This is a genomic window from Comamonas sp. Z1, from assembly GCF_008121555.1.
GTDB lineage: Bacteria > Pseudomonadota > Gammaproteobacteria > Burkholderiales > Burkholderiaceae_C > Comamonas > Comamonas thiooxydans.
Genome location: NZ_VOQT01000002.1, coordinates 54,823 through 74,773 on the forward strand (window position 1 = coordinate 54,823; position 19,951 = coordinate 74,773).

14 protein-coding genes and 1 pseudogene are annotated in these 19,951 nt (G+C 63.3%); 4 read left to right on the forward strand and 11 right to left on the reverse strand.

Annotated elements, in window-relative coordinates; genetic code table 11:
* Positions 1-119 precede the first annotated feature (119 nt).
* The 4 genes and pseudogenes from FSY45_RS03660 to FSY45_RS03675 form a co-directional block, all read right to left on the reverse strand.
* A pseudogene (locus tag FSY45_RS03660) lies at positions 120-1,073 on the reverse strand (aspartate carbamoyltransferase catalytic subunit); the annotation flags it as partial.
* 11 nt (positions 1,074-1,084) lie between these two features.
* Positions 1,085-1,615, reverse strand: coding sequence for a bifunctional pyr operon transcriptional regulator/uracil phosphoribosyltransferase PyrR (pyrR, locus tag FSY45_RS03665; RefSeq protein ID WP_003071172.1), 531 nt, complete (start codon positions 1,613-1,615; stop codon positions 1,085-1,087).
* Complete coding sequence (gene ruvX / locus FSY45_RS03670; RefSeq protein WP_046461792.1) at positions 1,612-2,124, reverse strand: Holliday junction resolvase RuvX; 513 nt, start codon at positions 2,122-2,124, stop codon at positions 1,612-1,614. The genes pyrR and ruvX overlap by 4 nt, the downstream gene beginning before the upstream one ends.
* On the reverse strand, positions 2,121-2,720 hold the full coding sequence (locus FSY45_RS03675) for a YqgE/AlgH family protein (RefSeq protein ID WP_003071169.1): 600 nt from the start codon (positions 2,718-2,720) through the stop codon (positions 2,121-2,123). The genes ruvX and FSY45_RS03675 overlap by 4 nt, the downstream gene beginning before the upstream one ends.
* Before the next feature lie 22 nt (positions 2,721-2,742).
* On the opposite strand from FSY45_RS03675, the gene FSY45_RS03680 reads away from it, so the two are divergent.
* Positions 2,743-4,233, forward strand: a complete 1,491-nt coding sequence (locus FSY45_RS03680; protein WP_046461793.1) for a deoxyribodipyrimidine photo-lyase — start codon at positions 2,743-2,745, stop codon at positions 4,231-4,233.
* 180 nt (positions 4,234-4,413) lie between these two features.
* Here the strand turns inward: FSY45_RS03680 and FSY45_RS03685 are convergent, their stop codons facing one another.
* Genes FSY45_RS03685 through FSY45_RS03710 form a run of 6 tightly spaced genes read right to left on the reverse strand, consistent with a single transcriptional unit; the run spans position 4,414 to position 14,842 of the window.
* Positions 4,414-11,007, reverse strand: a complete 6,594-nt coding sequence (locus tag FSY45_RS03685; RefSeq protein ID WP_046461794.1) for an Hpt domain-containing protein — start codon at positions 11,005-11,007, stop codon at positions 4,414-4,416.
* Positions 11,008-11,066: 59 nt separating this feature from the next.
* Positions 11,067-13,310, reverse strand: coding sequence for a methyl-accepting chemotaxis protein (locus tag FSY45_RS03690; protein ID WP_046461795.1), 2,244 nt, complete (start codon positions 13,308-13,310; stop codon positions 11,067-11,069).
* A gap of 19 nt (positions 13,311-13,329) precedes the next feature.
* Positions 13,330-13,857, reverse strand: a complete 528-nt coding sequence (locus tag FSY45_RS03695) for a chemotaxis protein CheW (protein WP_003071161.1) — start codon at positions 13,855-13,857, stop codon at positions 13,330-13,332.
* 15 nt (positions 13,858-13,872) lie between these two features.
* Complete coding sequence (locus FSY45_RS03700) at positions 13,873-14,235, reverse strand: PleD family two-component system response regulator (protein WP_003071159.1); 363 nt, start codon at positions 14,233-14,235, stop codon at positions 13,873-13,875.
* Positions 14,235-14,639 (reverse strand): PleD family two-component system response regulator, encoded by a 405-nt coding sequence (locus FSY45_RS03705; RefSeq protein WP_003071158.1) that lies wholly within the window; start codon positions 14,637-14,639, stop codon positions 14,235-14,237. Before FSY45_RS03705 ends, FSY45_RS03700 begins: the two co-directional genes overlap by 1 nt.
* 50 nt (positions 14,640-14,689) lie before the next feature.
* Positions 14,690-14,842, reverse strand: coding sequence for a rubredoxin (locus FSY45_RS03710; RefSeq protein WP_034399566.1), 153 nt, complete (start codon positions 14,840-14,842; stop codon positions 14,690-14,692).
* Between the two features lie 115 nt (positions 14,843-14,957).
* Here FSY45_RS03710 and FSY45_RS03715 point away from each other — a divergent pair, with 115 nt between their 5' ends.
* The 3 genes from FSY45_RS03715 (at position 14,958) to FSY45_RS03725 (ending at position 19,149) form a co-directional block, all read left to right on the forward strand.
* Positions 14,958-15,926: a bifunctional hydroxymethylpyrimidine kinase/phosphomethylpyrimidine kinase gene (locus tag FSY45_RS03715; protein ID WP_012839730.1), complete on the forward strand. Its 969-nt coding sequence runs from the start codon at positions 14,958-14,960 to the stop codon at positions 15,924-15,926.
* Positions 15,910-17,214 (forward strand): glutamate-1-semialdehyde 2,1-aminomutase, encoded by a 1,305-nt coding sequence (gene hemL / locus FSY45_RS03720; RefSeq protein ID WP_003071150.1) that lies wholly within the window; start codon positions 15,910-15,912, stop codon positions 17,212-17,214. Before FSY45_RS03715 ends, hemL begins: the two co-directional genes overlap by 17 nt.
* A 162-nt stretch (positions 17,215-17,376) precedes the next feature.
* A complete protein-coding gene (locus FSY45_RS03725) occupies positions 17,377-19,149 on the forward strand; it encodes an alkaline phosphatase (RefSeq protein WP_046461826.1) in 1,773 nt (590 codons plus the stop codon).
* A gap of 34 nt (positions 19,150-19,183) precedes the next feature.
* Here FSY45_RS03725 and FSY45_RS03730 read toward each other — a convergent pair whose 3' ends face one another.
* Positions 19,184-19,819 carry a DNA-3-methyladenine glycosylase I gene (locus FSY45_RS03730; protein ID WP_046461796.1) on the reverse strand — a complete coding sequence of 212 codons (636 nt, stop codon included), beginning with the start codon at positions 19,817-19,819 and terminating at the stop codon, positions 19,184-19,186.
* Between the last annotated feature and the right edge of the window lie 132 nt (positions 19,820-19,951).

The window sequence follows — 19,951 nt, forward strand, 5'->3', positions numbered from 1 at the left end:
GCAGTTTGCTTCGTCGACCTTCGCACGGGACACCAAGCTAGGGCCGCCCCGACGCGAAGGTGTCGTCCCCCTCCCGCATCGCGAGAGAGGGGGAAGCCGCGCAGCGGCTCAGGGGGTGTTCAAGCCTCATTCCCCGCGACGATCGACATGACCGCCATGCGCACGGCGATACCGAAGGTCACCTGCGACAGGATCACGGCCTGCGGGCCATCCACCACGGCGGAGTCGATCTCCACGCCGCGGTTGATGGGGCCGGGGTGCATGACGATGGCATCGGGCTTGGCCAGTTCCAGGCGCTTTTCGGTCAGGCCGAAGCTCTTGAAGTATTCCTGGCTCGAAGGCAGCAGCGCGCCACTCATGCGCTCGTTCTGCAGACGCAGCATGATGATGACGTCGCAGTCCTTGATGCCCTCCTCCAGATTGTGGAAGACGCGCACACCCATGCTGGCCATGTCCGAGGGCACCAGGGTACGCGGTCCGACCACGCGCACCTCGGCAGCTCCGAGCGTGGTCAGGGCGTGGATGTCCGAGCGCGCCACGCGCGAGTGCAGCACGTCGCCCACGATGGCCACGCGCAGATTGGAGAAATCCTGCTTGTAGTGGCGGATGGTGTACATGTCCAGCAGACCCTGGGTGGGGTGGGCATGGCGGCCGTCGCCGGCATTGACCACATGCACATGGGGTGCCACATGTTTGGCGATCAGATAGGGAGCGCCCGACTCGCTGTGGCGCACGACAAAGATGTCGGCCGCCATGGCCGAGAGGTTGTCGATGGTGTCCAGCAGGGTCTCGCCCTTGCTGGCCGAGCTGCGCGCAATGTCCAGGTTGAAGACGTCGGCCGACAGGCGCTTGGCCGCAATCTCGAAGGTGGTGCGGGTGCGTGTGCTGTTCTCGAAGAACAGATTGAACACGCTCTTGCCGCGCAGCAGAGGCACCTTCTTGACTTCACGGTCGTTGACGCTGACGAAGTTGCTGGCCGTGTCGAGAATCTGGGTCAGGATGTCCTTGGACAGGCCTTCGGTGGAGAGCAGGTGGATCAGCTCGCCGTTCTTGTTGAGTTGGGGGTTGCGCTTGTACAGCACGATCAGGCCTCTTGAATGCGGAAGTGGAAAACACCGCCCTCGTCGCGCGCCAGCGCCAGGGAACGGTCGGCCGGCAGCGCCACGCGCGCTGCGGCAAAGTCGGCCTGGATGGGCAACTCGCGCCCTCCCCGGTCCACCAGGACGGCCAGTCGCACGCTGGCGGGACGGCCGTAGTCATAGAGTTCGTTGAGCACGGCGCGCACGGTGCGGCCGGTGTAGAGCACATCGTCGAGCACCAGCACATCGGCGCCGTTCACATCGAAGGCGATCTGGGTCTGGGCGCTGGAAGCCATGCCGCGCTGGGCAAAATCGTCGCGGTGCAGCGAGGAAGACAGCACGCTGGGCTTGCCCTTGAGGTTCAGATCCTTGTGCAGGCGCTCGACCAGCCAGGCGCCGCCCGAGGTGATGCCCGCCAGACGGGTATTGGGGCCCATGATGCGCTGCACGCCGCGCAGCAGCTCGCTATACAGGGCTTCGGCGTCCAGGATCAGGCTGCCTTGTCCCGGCTGGTTTCCTGCAATGGTTTCACTCATGGGAGACTCCTCAAAAACTGTTCAAGAATGATGCAGGCCGAAGCCGCGTCGGCGTCGCGTGCGCCACCCGCCAGGGCTTCGGTCGTGCTGTAGCGTTCGTCCACCTCGTACACCGGCAGCTTGAAGCGACTTCTGAGCTGGCGGCCGAATTTCAGGGCCCGGGCCGTGTTCTCGTGTGCCGCACCATCGGGGTGGTAGGGCACGCCTATCACCAGGGCGTTGGGCTGCCACTCGCGGATCAGCTTTTCCACCGCGGCCAGGCGTGCATCCGCCGCTTCGGCCTTGATGGTGGGCAGCGGGTTGGCGCCGCCCAGCACGCGGTTGCCCGAGGCGCAACCCGTGCGCTTGATGCCGAAGTCAAAGCCCAGGAACTGCTGAAAATGGGCCGAAACCTCCGGCTTTTGCGGTGCTGGCGCTGCTGCAGGCCTGGCAGCCGCATTTTCGGCCGAGGAAAAAGTCGAGGAAAAGGCCGCATCGGCGGCCTTGTTGGAAGAGGAAATATCGTTCATGCGCGACCCGACTCTGGGGACAACATCCAGCGCTGCAGACCCAGCAGGCCCAGAGCGCGGTCATAGCGCTCGTCCACCGGGGTGCTGAAGATCACCTCGGGGTCGGCTTCCACGGTCAGCCAGGCGTTTTCGCCGATTTCGGATTCGAGCTGGCCTTCATCCCAGGAGGAATAGCCCAGCGTGACCAGCACGCGCCTGGGGCCGGCACCGTCCGACAGGGCTTCGAGCACATCCTTGGACGTGGTCATCTCCAGACCGCCTGGAATGGTCATGGTCGAGGCATAGGCCGATTCGTTCTCGGGTGCGCCTTCGATGACCATGGGCTCATGCAGCACAAAGCCGCGATCGGTCTGCACCGGGCCACCGGTAAAGACCTGCTGGTCGCGCAAATCATCGCGCTTGAGACCCAAATCCACTTTTTGCAGCAGGCCTTGCAGGCTGAGCTTGGAGGGCTTGTTGATAATCAGACCGAGCGCGCCACGCTCGCTATGCTCGCACAGGTAGACAACGCTGCGCGAAAACGACTCATCTTCCAGGCCGGGCATGGCAATCAGGAAGTGGTGCGTCAAGTTGATAGGCGCAGATTCTGCAGACATGCAGCGATTTTACTGGCGATCCATGACTCCTTCTTACCCTGTGGGCTTGATCTGGCTGCGGCGCGACCTGCGTCTGGCCGATAACGCGGCCCTTTATCATGCATTGCAGCAATGTGAAAAGCTGTATTGCGTCTTTGTCTTCGACGACAGCATTCTTGCCGCCCTGCCCCGCGCCGACCGCCGCGTGGAGTTCATCTGCCAGAGTCTGGCCGAGCTGGATGCAGCCCTGCGCGAGACCGCGGGACGTCCGCAGACAGGGCTGATCACGCGGCGCGGCCTGCCCCAGGACATCATCCCTGCCCTGGCCCGGCAGCTGGGCGCGGGCGCCGTCTTCTGCAACGACGACGACGAGCCGGCGGCCATCGCCCGCGATGCCCAGGTGACGCGCAGCCTCAAGAGCCAGGGGCAGTTGCTGCTGCGCTTCAAGGACCACCGCATCTTTGCGCGCGACGAGGTGCTGACCCAGAGCCTGTCGCCGTTTTCGGTCTTCACGCCCTACAAGAACGCTTGGCTGCGAAAAATCACGCCGTTCTATCTCTCGGCCTACCCCAGCGAGCGCTATCTGGCGAGCAAGCTCGCCGACCTGCCGGACACCGAGCGCCGCCCGATTCCCTCGGCTGCAGATCTGGGCTTTGCCGCGGACACACTGGCCGGCCTGCGCCTGCCCTCCGGAGTCAGCGGCGCACGCCAGTTGCTGACCGATTTTCTGCCGCGCCTGCCGCAGTACAAGACGGCGCGCGACTTCCCGGCCCTCAAGGGTCCCAGCTATCTCAGCGTGCATCTGCGCTTCGGCACCGTGTCGATACGCGAGCTGGCCCGCCTCGCCCACGAGGCGGCGCACAACGAGGACTGGTCTGCCGCAGCGCGTGAAGGAGCTGCCACCTGGCTCAGCGAGCTGATCTGGCGCGACTTCTACTTCCAGATCCTGGCCCACCAGCCCTATGTCGTGGAACGCAGCTTCAAGCCAGCCTATGACGCTATCGAATGGGAGACGGGAGCCGAGGCCGACGCCCTCTTCGCCGCCTGGTGCGAGGGCCGCACCGGCTACCCGCTGGTCGATGCCGCCATGCGCCAGCTCAATACCAGCGGCTATATGCACAACCGGCTGCGCATGGTCACGGCCAGCTTTCTGGTCAAGGACCTGGGCCTGGACTGGCGCCGGGGTGAGGCCTATTTCGCCGAAAAGCTCAATGACTTCGATCTGGCGGCCAATAACGGCGGCTGGCAATGGGCGGCCTCCACGGGCTGCGATGCCCAGCCCTGGTTCCGCATCTTCAACCCGGTAACCCAGAGCGAGAAGTTCGATCCGGACGGCAAGTTCATAGCGCGTTATGTGCCTGAAGTGGCTCAGCTGCCCAGCAAACTGCGGCATGCCCCCTGGCTGGCCAAGCCGCTGGAACTGGCCGAAGCAGGCATCGCACTGGGGCGCGACTATCCCTTGCCCGTCGTGGATCATGCGGCAGCGCGGGAGAAAACCCTGGCGCGCTACGGAGTCCTCAAGAAAGAAGCTTGAGCTTTCCTGGCTCCAGGCCCTGCGGAGCTCCACATCCAGGTGTACTCGGCTGCCAGCCGTCCAATAGGCTGTCACTCAAAAAAGAAGCGGCTTGCGCACGGCCTTCATGTATTTCAGATCAATATCAATCTGAAATTCAATCCGGATCAGCGCAAGCCGCTCTGTTATGAGGAGCAGACCTTATTCGACTGTCACTCCCGACTCCTCGGCCGCAAACCCGCCGAGCGGGCTGCGCTCAGGCGCGGGGCCGCTGCGCTGCAAGGCGTAATGCTGGATCAGACCCAGCAGTTCCTCATCGGAATAGGGCTTGCCCAGGTAGTGATTGGCTCCCAGGTCGCGGGCCATTTCGCGATGCTTCTGGGCAATGCGCGAAGTGATCATGACCACCGGCATGCCTTCGAGCGTCTGATCGGCGCGGATATTGCGCAACAGATCGAAGCCGTCCATGCGCGGCATTTCGATGTCCGACAGCACCAGGGTCGGGCGCTCGTCCTGCAGACGCTCCATGGCTTGCAGGCCGTCAGCGGCCAGCGTGACACGGTAGCCTTCGCGCTGCAGCAGACGCTGGGTGACGCGGCGCACGGTGATGGAGTCATCCACCACCAGCACCAGCGGCACCGTGGTCTGCGCAGCTTCGGCGCCCAGCAGATCGGCACCGCCTGAGAGAGCCTGCAGTTCGCCATCGGCTGCGGCCTGCTCGGCCCTGGCCAGCATGGCTCGCACCTGCTCGCCATGGACGTTGGCCAGCGCCACCGGGTTGTAGATCTGCACCACGGCCCCCGAGGGCAGCACGGACATGCCGGTAAGACCGGGCAGACGCGACAGCTGCGGCCCCAGGTTCTTGATCACCACTTCCTGGTTGCCCAGCACTTCGTCCACATGCAGCGCCACACGCTGCGAGGCACTGCGAGCTATCACCACGGGGCGCGTGCGCCCGAGGTTTTCTTCGCTGCGCAGCGAGGTTTGCCACAGCGCGCCGGCCCAATAGAAGGGCATGACTTCGCTGCCGTCCTGGAACTCCTGCTTGCGGTAGCTCTCCTCCAGCACATCGACGGGCACGCGACGCACGATTTCCACCAGGTTGGCGGGCACGCCCATGGACACGGCGCCCATGCGCAGCATCACCACCTGGGTCACGGCCGTGGTCAATGGCACAACCAGCCGGAAGGCGCTGCCACGGCCTGGCTCGGTATGGGTTTCGATACGACCGCCCAGAGCATTCACTTCGGAACGCACCACATCCATGCCGATGCCGCGGCCGGCAACACCCGTCACCTCGGCGGCCGTGCTGAAGCCCGGCTCGAAAATCAGGCGCCCCGCGTCTTCCAGCGTCATGGGACGCTCGTCGTTCCAGAGCTTGAGGCTGATGGCCTTGGCGCGAATCCGCTCCAGGTCCAGACCGGCCCCGTCGTCCTCCACGGACAGCGCCACGTCGTTGCGCTCCTGACTCAGCACGATCTCGATGGTGCCGACAGCCGGCTTGCCCAGCTCCTGGCGCCGCTCGGGCGATTCGATGCCATGAGCCACGCAGTTGCGCAGCAGATGCTCGAAGGCCGGCATCATGCGCTCCAGCATGCCTCGGTCCATTTCGATGGTGCCGCCCAGGATGTTCAGGCGCACCTGCTTGCCCATTTCCTTGGACGTCTGGCGCACCACGGCGTACAGACGCTCGGCAAAGGAGTCGAACTCCACCATGCGCGTGCGCAGCAGATCTCGCTGCAGATCACGTGCCTGCCGGCCCTGAGCAACCAGATCGTCTTCGGCAGCGGCCAGATCCCGCTGCAGATTGCGCTGCACCGTGGCCACGTCGTTGACCGACTCGGCCATCATGCGCGTGAGTTCCTGCACGCGGGTGAAACGGTCGAACTCCAGCGGATCGAAACCGGCTGCCGTGTCCTTGGACAGGGCCAGACGCGACTGCATCTGACTTTCGGCCTGCACCTCGATGTCGCGCAGCTGCGTGCGCAGGCGCTCCAGGTTGCCCGTCAAGTCATTGAGCGCCGAACGCGCCTGCGACAGCCGCGCATCGACACGCGAGCGGGCAATCAGCACTTCACCGGTCTGGGAAATCAAGCGGTCCAGCAGTTGCGCCCGCACACGCACGGTCTGCTGCGACGCAGGACGCGGTACCACCGGAGCCGGCAGCTCAATGGCCTGCTCAAAATCTGCGGCAGTCTTTTCTCCGGCTTGAGCTTCCGCTGCTTGCTCTACATCAGACTCCGCCGCGCTCAGATGCAAAGGCGCCTGAGCAAGAAGATCGTCCAGTTGAGCCAGTGGCTGCTCGGACTCCTGCTCACCGGCCATGCGCAGCACATCGAAGCTGGCTTGCAAAGCGTCAAAGCTGCTCAGCAGCGGCTCGATCGCTTCGGCTGCGGGACGCTCCTGATCAATACGTTCCACCGCCGACTCCAGGCGGTGGGCCATCTCACCCATGCGCATGGCACCCGCCAGGCGGGCACTGCCCTTGATGGTGTGCAAAGCGCGCAGAGCTTCGTTGCGAGCCTCATCCAGCGTCGGGCGCCCATGCCAGCGGCGCAGTGCAGCACCGAGCTTGGGCAGCAGGTCGATGGCCTCTTCCTCGAAAATGGGAAACAGGTCGGCATCGACCTGATCGAGCACATCGATATCGTCTTCGTCGTCACCGGCATGCACCGCCAGCGCGATGGCTTCATCGATGCGGCGCTGCAGCTCGGCCTCATGCTCCACGCTGCCCGCGGCAGGCACCATGGAATACGGTGCCTGATCCGCGGCTTTCACCACGGCATCCAGCAACGGGTCGGCTGCCGATGCTCCCACGTCTTCCTCGGCCACACCCTTGGGTCCATCACCCGCAAGCTCGGGCAAGGCCCCATCCTGCGAAAGCTCGGCAGCAAAGTCCAGCGGCAAGTCCTTGGGATCTGCAGGCGGCTGCAGCGCCTGCACCTCGGGCCACTCTGCCTCATCCAGCTCGGCCAGATCGGACAGCTCGAGATCGGCAGTTTCAGCTGCTGCACCGGCATCGATCGGAGTATTCAGGATTTCACGCAGTGCGTCTTCGACAGCGGGTAAAGCGTCCTTGAGAAAGCCTGCCGCAAACTGATGCAGCAAGCGGCGCACTTCATCGGATGCGGTCACGCATTGCTGAATCTGCAGCGCGCCGGCATAGCCCTGAGGCTGCAGATGCAGCAGTGCATGCTCGAGCAAACGCGCCAGCTCCGACAAGGCCTTGAAGCCCACGGTGCCGGAGCTGCCTGCCAGGGAATGCGCCAGCGCGATCGCGTCGTCGGGAATGACGGCAGCCGGCTCTTGCGACCACTGCTGCAACACCTCACCCAGTCGCTCTGACCACTCGTCTGCTTCGTTGAGATAGACGTTGTACAGCGCTGCACTGATGCGCAGCCCGTCTATATTGCGATAGCTGTCGTCTGTCTCACCTGTCTGTTCTGTCTGTTCGAGCACCTGCTCAACCGCAGAGACTTCGGGCTCCGGCAGTTGAGCGGGTTCTTCGGCCATGACTGGCTCGGGCACGCCATCCAGCAAGGCTTCAATGGCCTCCAGCTCGATCGCAGCCTCTGCAGACGGCAGCTCGAGCGCCATCTCCACAGCGGCCGGCACCCCGGTAGCTGCGTCCATGGCGGGGGGCTCCACGGCAGTCTGCATGTCTATGGCAGCCTGCTCGCTTTCACGCATGGCCGCTTCGAAGGCGGCAAAATCCAGCTCCTGCACCTCTTCTGCCGCGGTGATTTCCTGCAGCGAAGGCTGAACCTCCTCGGCGCCCTCTATCCACTCGGGCTCTGCCGCCGACTCCAGAGCAGGCAATGCGGACGCTTCAAGCGCATCGGGTGCCTGAAGCTGATGCAGCAGGTCGTCTGGAATATCCAGTTCCGGCAAGGCAAAGTCGGCTGCTGCCGCCTCCAGCTCAGCCACCGGCTCCTGATCTGGCTGCGCAGACAGCTCTTCTTGCGGGAACTCCAGCTCCGGCATCGCAAATACGGGCTCTGCGGCCACGGTCTGTGGCTCCAGTGGCCACTGCAGCTCGGCGATCGGCTCGGGCGCTACAGGCAACTCCAGCACGGGTGCATCCGCAGCAGCGGCCGCCTCGGTCGACTCCAGGCCCTGGGCGCGCTCGCCGCGACGCGGAACCAGGGCCACCTCGGCACGCTCGCCCTGCAGACGCATGGCGTCTGCAGCGGCACGGAAGGCCGTGGCCGACCAGTTCTGCGCCTGCTGGTTCTCTATATCCTGTGCCCAGACGGCAAAGGCCTTCAGGGCATCCTGAGCCAGCTGCTGCATGGCCTGCGGCATGGGTCGCTGCTCTGCCAGCCATGCATTGAGCATCTGCTCCATGGCCCAGCCGGCTTCACCAAACTCATCCAGCCCCACCATGCGCGAGCTGCCTTTGAGCGTGTGGAACGCACGGCGCAGCGTGGTCTGCTCGCTCAGATTGCCGGGTTCGTCCGCCAAAACCTTGAGGGCCTGCAAGCCGTTATCCACGACTTCGCGGGCTTCCTCCAGGAAGATGAACAGAAGCTCATCGTCGCCGTCCAGATCTACAGTGTTCAATTCGGCGGCCGGCACCGTAGCAGCCGCAGGCACGCCCGCAGGAGCTGCGACTGCCGCTGTCAGATCCCGAGCGACATCCGCCTCGTCAGTTGCCTGCTTGCCCGACTGCATGCCCGCAAACACCTGAGCCATGGCATCGGCCAGGGCATCGGAGCCCACGCCGGCCGACTCTGCCACGGCTGGTGCGGGTGCTACCTCAAACTCGGGCAAGGCACCTGGCTCGGTCACTGCCCACGGCGGGGTGTCCTCGTCCTCGATGTGCCTGACTTGCAACTGCTCTGGCTTCGCCACAGCAGCGGGAACTGGCCTCACTTCGACAGGCGGTGGCGGTGCGGCGACCGAGGGCTCCACTGCCGGATCAGCAATCACGGCAGCCGAAGCGACTGGAGTCTGTCCAGAAGACGGTACGCCATCCATGGGAATATCCACGGTGGGACGGAAGGCTTCGGGGCCGCGACTGCGGCTATGACCCATGACGATGCGCAGTTCGTCCTTTTCCTCGTCATAGACGAACAGCTTGCGCGCCATATTGCGCTGGTAGCTGAGCATGTCGATGAGAAAGCCCATGGCACCGAGGCTGCTGCCCAGCTTCTCGAAGATGCGAGGCTGGTTCTCGACCGTCACCTCGCCGAGCATCAGATGCTCGACGGTGTCACGCATGCGCTGCATGGCGGTCGCGGCCTGCTCGAATCCCAGCACCGACAGCACCCCACGCATTTGCGCCATCTGGCCCGGTACCGAGGCCAGCACCGAGGTGTCCGCGGGATTGCGAAAGAACAGATCCAGCTGCTTCTCAGCCTCGCCAAGGGTGATGCGCAGCTCTCCAACCACCGACCCCATGGTCTGCTGGTCGCTGGCCTGACGGTAGAGCTCCTCCATCCAGATTTCCAGCGGCTCGGACTGCGCGCCATGCAAAGCCGCATCCAGACGCTGGACCAGCACGCTGGACTGGGCGGCCTGTATTTCGTCGTCATGCCCGGCAGTCATGAAGCTGGCCTGCAGATACAGCACCGCGGTCGCCACCTCCATGGCCAGCTCGGCTGGTGGCGGCTCGCCAATGCGCTCCACCGTCTCCGCCACACGAATCAGCGCGCGCGCCAGCCCGTGACTGACTGGCTGCAGCTTGACCAGCGACTCGGACACCAGTCCGAACTGCTCGGCCATGGATCTGATCTTGCTGCGGTCGCCACCCGCTACGGCAGACCATGTCTCTGCGGCGGCCGCAATGCGCTTGCGCGCCTGCACCAGCACCGAGGGATCGAAGCGGCCATAGCGCGCCACGTGGTAGTCCACCACCGGCATCTGCTCCATGGCATAGGCCTCGTGTACGGCCTTCAGACTCTCACCGGCCTGCTCGCGGGGCTTGGCCTGCGCGCAAAAGAACATCAGGTCCTGCAGCAGGCGCGCGGGCGGCAGGCTGTCGCCCTTGGCCATGCTGGCGTACTGCATGAGCACGCGCGAAGCCATGCGCTTGACGTAGATATCGGCAGTGATGAGTCCACGTGCCAGGCCGTCGAAGAAGGCCGCAGCGATTTTCCAGAAACTGCGCGCCGCCACATCTTCGGACTGAGCTGCCGCAAAGCGCCGGCAAAGCTCGCACATCTGGGCTGCCGCCTCGCGGTCGTCGCTCTTGACCATGCGCAGCACCACACCGTCCAGCATGGCACGTGCATGTGGGCCATAGGCCAGCGGCTCCGGCATGGTCCCGGTCCAGCGGGGCTCGCGTGCACGGCGCTCGGCAGGCCATAGGTCAGCCGGGTGGGCCTTGTCATTGCCGGCCAGCACCTGGGTCTCACGGTACTGAGGGAACAGGGCTACAGCCGAGACCTGCTGACCGGCCAGAACGGCCTCCAGAAACTCCATCAGCGCAAAGTGCGTGCGCTCCAGCGTGGTCGCGGCTTCCTGCGTGCAGTATTCGGGACGCTGTACAAAGCGGTTGACCGCAGCTTCCATGCTGCGCAGCACCTGCGCCGGGGCGGTGACCCCCACCATCTCCAGAGCACCACAGGCCTGATGCAGCTGCTGGCGTGCAATGCGCAGTGCCGATGTATCCAACTCCTCTAGATCAGACAAACGGGCCGCATCCGCATCGCGCATGAAACGGCTCACAGCCTTGGTCGCTGCCTCCAGCGACTTGCGCACTTCATCGAGCACCCAGGCCAGCGGGCCCAGATCCTGCTCTGCAGTTGCAGACATGGCTGTACGTATTGGCGAGTCGTCAACCACTGACATGCTCTAGTTCCTTAACCCTCAAGGGTCGTGCATTTTTATGAGAGAAAGAGCCAGTCAAATCAGGCAATCTTGAATCGGGAAACAGACTGACGCAGCTCTTCAGCCATGTGGGAGAGCTCTCGCACCTGCTGCGCAGTGGTGCGGGTTCCCTCACCGGTTTGCTCGGTCACGGCAAAAATGTGCTGAATGTTTTCCGCCACGCCGTTGGCCATATTGGCTTCACGTGATGTGGAGTTGGAAATCTGCTCGATCAGCTCGGCCAGTCGGCGCGACACGCTGTCGATTTCAGACAGTGCAGTACCTGCAGAGTCGGACAGACGAGCCCCTTCCACCACGCCCTGGGTAGAGCGCTCCATGGCGGCCACCGCATCCTGGGTGTCGGTCTGAATGGCCTTCACCAGCGCGGCAATCTGTCGCGTGGCGTCTGCGGAACGTTCGGCAAGGCGCTGCACTTCTTCCGCCACCACCGAGAAGCCGCGACCTGCTTCACCTGCAGACGCAGCCTGAATGGCGGCGTTCAATGCGAGCACGTTGGTCTGCTCGGTAATGTCCGAAATCAGTTCGGTAATTTCACCGATCTCCTGGGACGACTCACCGAGACGCTTGATTCGCTTGGAGGTATCCTGAATCTGATCGCGGATGGAGTTCATGCCGCCGATGGCGTTCTGCACCGCCTTGAGACCCGAGTCCGCAGCCTGCAGCGATTGACGGGCCACCTGGGCCGATTCCTGCGCCTGAGCCGAGACATTGTTGATACGGCCGGCCATGTCCAGAATCGACTTGCCGGTTTCGCGAATTTCATGCAGCTGCTCGTTCGATGCAGCCAGCAGCTCGGTCGAGGTGACGTCCACCTGCTCGGTGGTCTGGGCCACGCGGGTCACGGTGTTCTGCACCGATCCCACCAGAGCGCGCAGCTCTTCCACCGTGTAGTTCACCGAGTCGGCAATCGCGCCCGTGATGTCCTCGGTCACGGTGGCTTCCTGCGTCAGATCGCCCTCGGCCACCGATTGCAACTCGTTCATCAAACGCAAAATAGCCGCCTGGTTGGCGTCGTTGATGCGCTTGGCTTCCTGCTCCTGCAAACGGGCATCAACCTGGTGACGCTCGGCTTCCTGCTGGCGCGCCCGGCTGTCCAGCAGTTGCACGCGCGAGATGCCGATACCGCTCAGAACCGCGGTCAAAATGGCGATGGCCAGCAGCGCCAGCTGCAGCATGCTGGCCCCGCCCAACCCCTGCAGCGCCGTCTGCAGCTGCTCCAGCTGCTGACGCAGCGGTTCGCTGTCATTGTTGATGCTGGTCTGCGCTTCCCGGGCCGACACCAGCCCTTGCAGATTGCCCAGAATGGCACTGGCCTGGGTACGCGTATCGTCGTACTGCTTGATCAACGTCTCCAGCTGTTCACGCACCTGAGGATCGCGTGCCGCCGACAGCCGCATTTCAGCGCTGCCGTTGAGCAGACCTTCGGAGATTTCCTTGAAGGAATTCAAGTCCTTGCCCAGCAGGAAAACGGCCTCGGGACTCACGCCCTCCAGGGTCTGGAATTCGTTGGCAGACTTGGCAATACGCTGAGTCAACATCACCAGTTGACCGGCAGCAGAGATCTCGGCCGCGCCAGCGCCTTGCTGCAGCTTCAGCGAAGAAATGGTTTCCGCGGTTTCCAGCAGATCGGAGGACTGACGGTTGATGGTGCGCAGCGCGTCGCCCACTTGAGTCAGAGTCTTTTGCTGTCCGAGAATCAGCCCGGCGCTCTTTTCCGCTCGCTCCATCAGGGTGCTGATGGAGCTGAGCTCGTCCTGCAAACCGCCACCCAGCGCGTTCACGCCCAGATCGGAATCGCCGGCAGCCAGCGCTCGCACGTTGCGCGCTAAAACGCCGGCGCTGTCCTTGACGTCGGCAAACGCAGGAGCGGCTCCCGTCATGGCGATGGAGACCGACTTGGCCAGACGTTGCGACTGCATCAATGCCTGGCCGGTCGCCGCCAGTTGCTGGTTGGAGTTGCCTGCTTCGCGCAGCATCCATGCCGACAGAACCACCAGCACCAGCACCGAGCCACCCAGCAAGGTAAACAAGGTGCGCTGATGCTTGGCAGTCGTGGCCGTACCAAGAATAGGCAGGCTCACCAGTTCGTCCGCGCGACCGGCCTCCTCGACGCCGAAGACGGAAGGTGCCCCCTGCACGCTATTGAGCGATCCGTCGTACATATCCTGTACGACCGTGTCTCCCATCATGCTGCTATCACCACTGACGGCAGCCGCGATGGGCTTGCGTCGGAACAACTGATTTATTTTCTGTGCAAAGGACATAGCGCTGTATCCAGGAACCTCAAGCACGAATGCTCAAAAATTTGGCGGTTTGAGACAGGGACTGCAATTTCAGCTCCTGCCAGCGGCGGCCGCTCGCATCGATATGGACGGCTCCGAAGAAACTCGGGGAACGCTCAGGCGCAGGCTCGGCCTTGGAAAACGCGTCTGCGGCACGCAGGCCCAGCAGACGATCGGCCAGCAGGGCCGCGTTGACCTCCAATGCAGGGTTGAAGGCCAGCAGGCTGCAGTCCATCAGTTCCTGCTCATTGCGGACACTTCCATGACCCAGCAATTGAGCCAGGTCCACCACCCCCATCAAAGCACCGCGCAGATTGGCGATGCCCAGAAACCAGGCCTGTGTGTATGGGACGGGCTGAACGCCGGTCCAGGGAAAGATTTCTCCTGCCTGATTCAGCGGCAGCAAATAATCCCGTCCGCCAGCCTGCACTGCCAGCCAGGCAGCAACGCTGACGCCTTCGCTGCGTGCTGCCTGCAGGCGCCCGGCCAGACGGGATTGGAGATCTCGGAGGGCTTCACGGTTCGCCATAAGCAGCGCGGCTCGTTATAGCGCTGCGATCTTGGCTTGGAGCTCGGCGGCATCCACGGGCTTGGTGATATAGCCACGTGCGCCCTGACGCATGCCCCAGACCCGGTCGGTTTCCTGATTCTTGCTGGTGCACATGATGATCGGCACATCGGCATACAGGGGATCGCGAGAAATGGCGCGGGTCAGCTGAAAGCCGTTCTGTCCAGGCATGACCACATCCATCAGGATCAGGTCGGGTTTGTCTTCGGCCAGGCGCTTCATGGCTTCCTCGCCATTTTCCGCGGTACGCACCTGCATGCCCTGCTTTTGCAAGATATCGCTCAGAGCCATCAGCTCCGTCTTGGAATCGTCAACGACCAGAACTTTTTGAATTGTCATCATGCAGCTCCCACATCTGCAGCTTGCAGCGCGAATTGTTGTACGGCTTGCAGCAATTGATCTTTGGTAAACGGTTTGGTCAGATAGTCTTGGCAGCCCACCATGCGACCGCGAGCCTTGTCGAATACACCGTCCTTGGATGACAGCATCACGACGGGCGTATTGGCAAAGCGAGCATTGCGCTTGATGATGGCGCAGGTCTGATAGCCATCGAGTTTGGGCATCAGAATGTCGCAGAAGATGAGCTGGGGCTGGTAGTCATTGACCTTGGACAGGGCATCGAAGCCATCGTCGGCAAGAAGAACTTCGTGACCACCTTGCTTGAGGAAAATTTCAGCGCTGCGGCGGATGGTGTTGCTGTCATCCACGACCAGAACGCGCAAAGGCGCACCAGATGCTGTCACGGTGAAATTCCTCCCAATTCGGTCGTTGATGGAGTGAGCGACTCTTGCACTCAGATTTCCACCATTTCAAAATCTTCTTTGCGTGCACCGCATTCCGGGCATGTCCAGTTCATAGGCACATCTTCCCAGCGGGTGTTTGGAGCAATTCCATGTTCGGGGCAGCCTTGGGCTTCGTCATAAAGCCAGCCACAGGTCAAACACATCCAGGTTTTAGGGTCAGTCACAGCTTAAAGGGGCTTCACATAGAATGCAACGATTGTATCTAGTCACAACCCCGGCTCCCACCCTTGCATTCCCGGGTGCAAACTGGGGTGCGCCATGGCATTGAACCCCATCTCCTCCACTCCCCCTCGCCGCACCCGCCAGGAAGAAGCGACAGAATCAGCACCCGTCTGCGTGCTGTCTTTCAACAGCAGTGACCCCAGCGGAGCCAGCGGGCTCTCGGCCGACATCGCCACCATCTCCTCCATCGGCGGTCATGCATTGCCCGTGGCCTGCGGCGCCTACGCCAGAGACACGGCCCGCATCTACGAGCACTTTGCACTCGACGACGATGCGGTAACCGAGCAGGCGCGCATGGTGCTGGAGGACATTGCCGTCACCGCCATCAAGGTCGGCTTTGTAGGCAGCCCTGCCAACCTGGCCGCCATTGCCACTATCTCATCGGACTACCCCGACATTCCCATCATCAGCTACATGCCGGACCTGTCCTGGTGGGAGGACGACAAGCAGGATCAGTACCTGGATGCGTTCAAGGAGCTTGTCCTGCCTCAAACCTCGGTGTTGGTTGGAAACCACAACACGCTGTGGCGCTGGCTGCTGCCTGAATGGGAAAACAGCCGTGCACCCACGGCGCGCGACATTGCCATGGCCGCCGAGGCACTGGAAGTGCCTTATGTGCTGGTGACCGGCATCCCCCTGCCCGACCAGTTCGTGGACAACGTGCTGACCACGGCCCAGTCCGTATTGGGCAACAGCAAGTACGAGATGTTTGACGCCACGTTCACAGGTGCCGGTGATACGCTGTCCGCTGCGATTACGGCCCTGCTGGCCACCGGCAACGATCTGGGCGCCGCGACGCTGGAGGCACTGGAATACCTGGACCACAGCCTGGATGCAGGTTTTCGCCCCGGCATGGGCCACTATCTGCCCGATCGCCTGTTCTGGGCCCAGCCCACCGAGGACGAGGAGTCCGAAGACGAGCAGGCCGAAGACGCCACCGATGACGAACCCGACTCCAAGCCGATTGAAGGCTTTGTGATTCCCTCTCATGACACAAAACACTGATCTGAATATTGCATTGTTCGAACGCGCCAAGGGCGTGATCCCCGGCGGCGTGAACTCGCCGGTGCGCGCTTTCGCCGCCGTGGGCGGCACGCCGCGCTTTGTGAAGCGCGCCCAGGGCGCCTATTTCTGGGACCAGAATGATCAGCAGTTCACCGACTACATCGGCAGCTGGGGCCCCATGATCCTGGGCCACGGCCACCCCGAAGTGGTCGAGGCCGTGCAGGCCGCCGTGCTCGAAGGCTTCAGCTTCGGCGCCCCCACCGAGCGCGAAGTCGTGCTGGCCGAGAAGATCCGCGCCCTCATGCCCAGCATGGACATGGTGCGCCTGGTCAGCTCCGGCACCGAAGCCGGCATGAGCGCGCTGCGCCTGGCGCGCGGCTACACGGGCCGCAACAAGATCATCAAGTTCAACGGCTGCTACCACGGCCATGCGGATGCCCTGCTGGTCAAGGCCGGCTCGGGTCTGGCCACCTTCGGCGCCTCTTCCTCGGCAGGCGTGCCTGCCGATGTGGCCAAGGACACTATCGTGCTGGAGTACAACGACGTTGCACAGCTCGAAGAGGCCTTTGCCAAGATGGGCAGCGACATTGCCTGCGTCATCATGGAGCCGATTGCCGGCAATATGAACTTTGTGCGCGCCTCGGTGGACTTCACCCGCCGCATCTCCGAGCTGACCCGCGAGCATGGCGCGCTGCTGATCTATGACGAAGTCATGACGGGCTTTCGCGTCGCCCTGGGCAGCGCACAAAGCCTGTATGCCAAGGAGATCGAAGGCTTTGCGCCCGACATCACCGTGATGGGCAAGGTCATCGGCGGCGGCATGCCCATGGCGGCCTTCGGTGCCCGCCGCGAGATCATGGAAAAGCTCTCGCCGCTGGGCCCCGTCTACCAGGCCGGCACGCTGTCGGGCAACCCGATTGCCACGGCCTGCGGCCTGAAGACGCTGGAGCTGATCAGCCGCCCCGGCTTCCACGCCGAGCTGCACCTCAAGACCGGCCACCTGATGCAGGGCCTGAAGGCCGAAGCCAATGCCGCCGGCATTCCCTTCAGCGTGGACTGGCAAGGCGGGCTGTTCGGCTTTTATTTCCTGCCCGAGCTGCCCACGCACTACGCCCAGGTCATGAAGACCGACGGCAAGGTCTTCAACAAGTTCTACCATGGCATGCTGGAGCGCGGTCATTACTTTGCCCCGGCGCTGTATGAGGCAGGCTTTGTCAGCGCGGCGCACAGCGACGAAGATATCGACCGCACCATAGAAGCGGCCCGCGAAGTGTTCAAGACACTGTAAATCCCTGCCCGCCAAACAGGCCCTGCAGACCATGTCTGCAGGGCTTTTTCATTGTTGGCGGCGGACTGCGCCTGCGCCGGCTTCAGCCGCAGCGGCTCGGCGTTTCACAGCCACGTCATGGACGCTTGCCACGCTCGCGTTTTTGTCAGCAATGAAAGCACCATGACCGACGAATCCAGCAAGCCGCCGCTGCACAACCTGCTCAAGGGCACCACCGACCAAGCCAGTGAACTGAACCGCCGCCGCTTTGTGCGCCAGATGGCCTGGAGCGCCGGCGCAATGTCCGTGCTGCCGCTCGCGGCCTGCGGCGGCGGCGATGGCAGCCAGACAGAGGTCAAGCCGGCCGACCCCGAAGTCCGCTTCGTCCATGGCCTGGCCAGCGGCGACCCTCTGTCCGACCGCGTGATGCTCTGGACCCGCGTCACCCCGCCCGCCGGCCACCAGGCAGACATTCCCGTGCAATGGGAGCTTGCCAGCGACGCGGCGTTCGCCTCCATCGTGGTGCGTGGCGAGAGCAGCGCCACCGCCGCCAGGGACTTCACGGTCAAGGTCGATGCAGCCGGCCTCAAGCCTGCCACGGTCTATCACTTCCGCTTCCGCGCCCATGGCGTAACTTCGGCGGCAGCACGCACGCGTACCCTGCCCACCGGCTCGGTGGCCCAGGTCAGACTGGCTGTCTTCTCCTGCGCCAACTACCCGGCCGGCTACTTCAATGTATACGCCGATGCGGCCAGGCGCAGCGACTTGGACGCCACGGTACACCTGGGCGACTACATCTATGAATACGCGCGCGGCGGCTATGCCTCGGCCCAGGCCGAGGCCATGGGTCGTCTGGTCAATCCTGCCGGAGAAATTCTCTCGCTGGCCGACTACCGCCAGCGCCATGCCCAGTACAAGAGCGATGCCGACCTGCAGGCCCTGCATGCCGCCGCGCCCATGATTGCCATCTGGGACGACCACGAATTTGCCAACGACACCTGGAGTGCGGGAGCCGAGAATCACCAGCCCGGCGAGGGCGACTTCGCCATGCGTAAGGCGGCTGCCATGCAGGCCTACCACGAGTGGATGCCCACGCGCACCGCGAGCGCCGAGCTGATCTACCGCAGCTTCGACTTTGGCGATCTGGTCTCGCTGCACATGCTGGACACCCGCGTGATAGGCCGCGACAAGCAGCTGGACTATGCCGATTTCATGACCTCTGCCGGCATCGACTCGGCGGGCTTCACCACGGCCATGGCCAATCCGTCGCGTCAGCTGCTGGGGCAGACCCAGACACAGTGGCTGCAGCAGCAGATGGCGGCCTCCCGTGCCACCTGGCAGGTACTGGGCCAACAGGTGCTGATGGGGCGCATGAACATTCCCGCTCCCATACTCATGGAGACCATCCAAGCCGGCGCGGGCGTATCGGTCTCGCAGTACGCAGCGCTGGTTGCCAAGGCGCAGACCGCGCCAGCCACACTCACGCCTCAGGAGCAGGCCATCCTGGCCCAGCCTTCGATCCCCTACAACCTGGACGCCTGGGATGGCTACCAGGCCGCGCGCGAGACCGTTCTGGGCTCCGCGCGTCAGCTCGGCAAGAAGCTGGTGGTGCTGGCCGGCGACACGCACAACGCCTGGGCCAGCGAGCTGCAGGACATGAACGGCAAGGCCGTGGGCGTGGAGTTTGCGACCTCCTCGGTCAGCTCGCCGGGCTTCGAGGAATACCTGCCGGGCGAAGACCCCGCCGCGCTGGCCGCTGCGCTGCAGCAGCTCATCAAGCCGCTCAAATACTGCGACACCTCGCGCCGCGGCTATATGCTGGTGACGGCCACGGCGGATGCCTGCCGCGCCGACTGGATATATGTGAACACCATCAGCAACCGCCAGTTCACCGCCAGCACCGAAGCCTCCATGAAAGTTCTGGCCAGCGCGCCGGGGCTGCTGGTCAAGGCTTGACCCCCCGGGCCGGCAAGGCGGAACAAGCCCGCCCTCAGGGCCGCTGAAAAGCGGCTCTGGCGCGCTCCACTTCAGCTCTGGTGATGCAGCCCGGCGCATGGTCGTTGACCATGCCCATGGCCTGCATCAGCGCATACATGGTGGTCGGCCCGACAAACTTCCAGCCGCGCTTCTTGAGCTCCTTGGACAGGGTTTGCGACTCCGGCGTCTGGGCCTGAATGGTCGTGCCTGTCGATGGCACAGCAGGCTGATAGCGCCAGAAGAACGCGGCCAGAGAGCCTTCGGCCTGGACCATTTCGATGGCCCGCTGGGCGTTGTTGATCACGGCTTCGATCTTGCCGCGGTGGCGCACGATACCCGCGTCCTGCAACAGGCGCTGCACATCGGCCTCGCCGAACTGCGCCACGCTATGAAAATCGAAACCCGCAAAGGCCGCGCGAAAGTTCTCGCGCTTGTTGAGAATGGTCAGCCAGCTCAGGCCGGACTGAAAGCCTTCCAGACAGAGTTTCTCGAACAGGCGCTGATCGCTGCCCACCGGAAATCCCCATTCGCGGTCGTGATAGTTCACATAGCCCGGCGTGGCCAGACACCAGCGGCAGCGCTGCTGGCCGTCTTCGGCGGACTGGGTGGGGGAGCGGGTCGGCGTGGTCTCGGTGGGTTCGGTACTCATGCCCAGCACTCTAACCAATGCAAAAGCCCTGCAGAGCGTTCTCTGCAGGGCTTTTTTTTGATAGCTTCTTGTGCTTGATATCAAACGATTTCAGATATTAAACATATTGGAATCAATGAATATCAAGCGCTA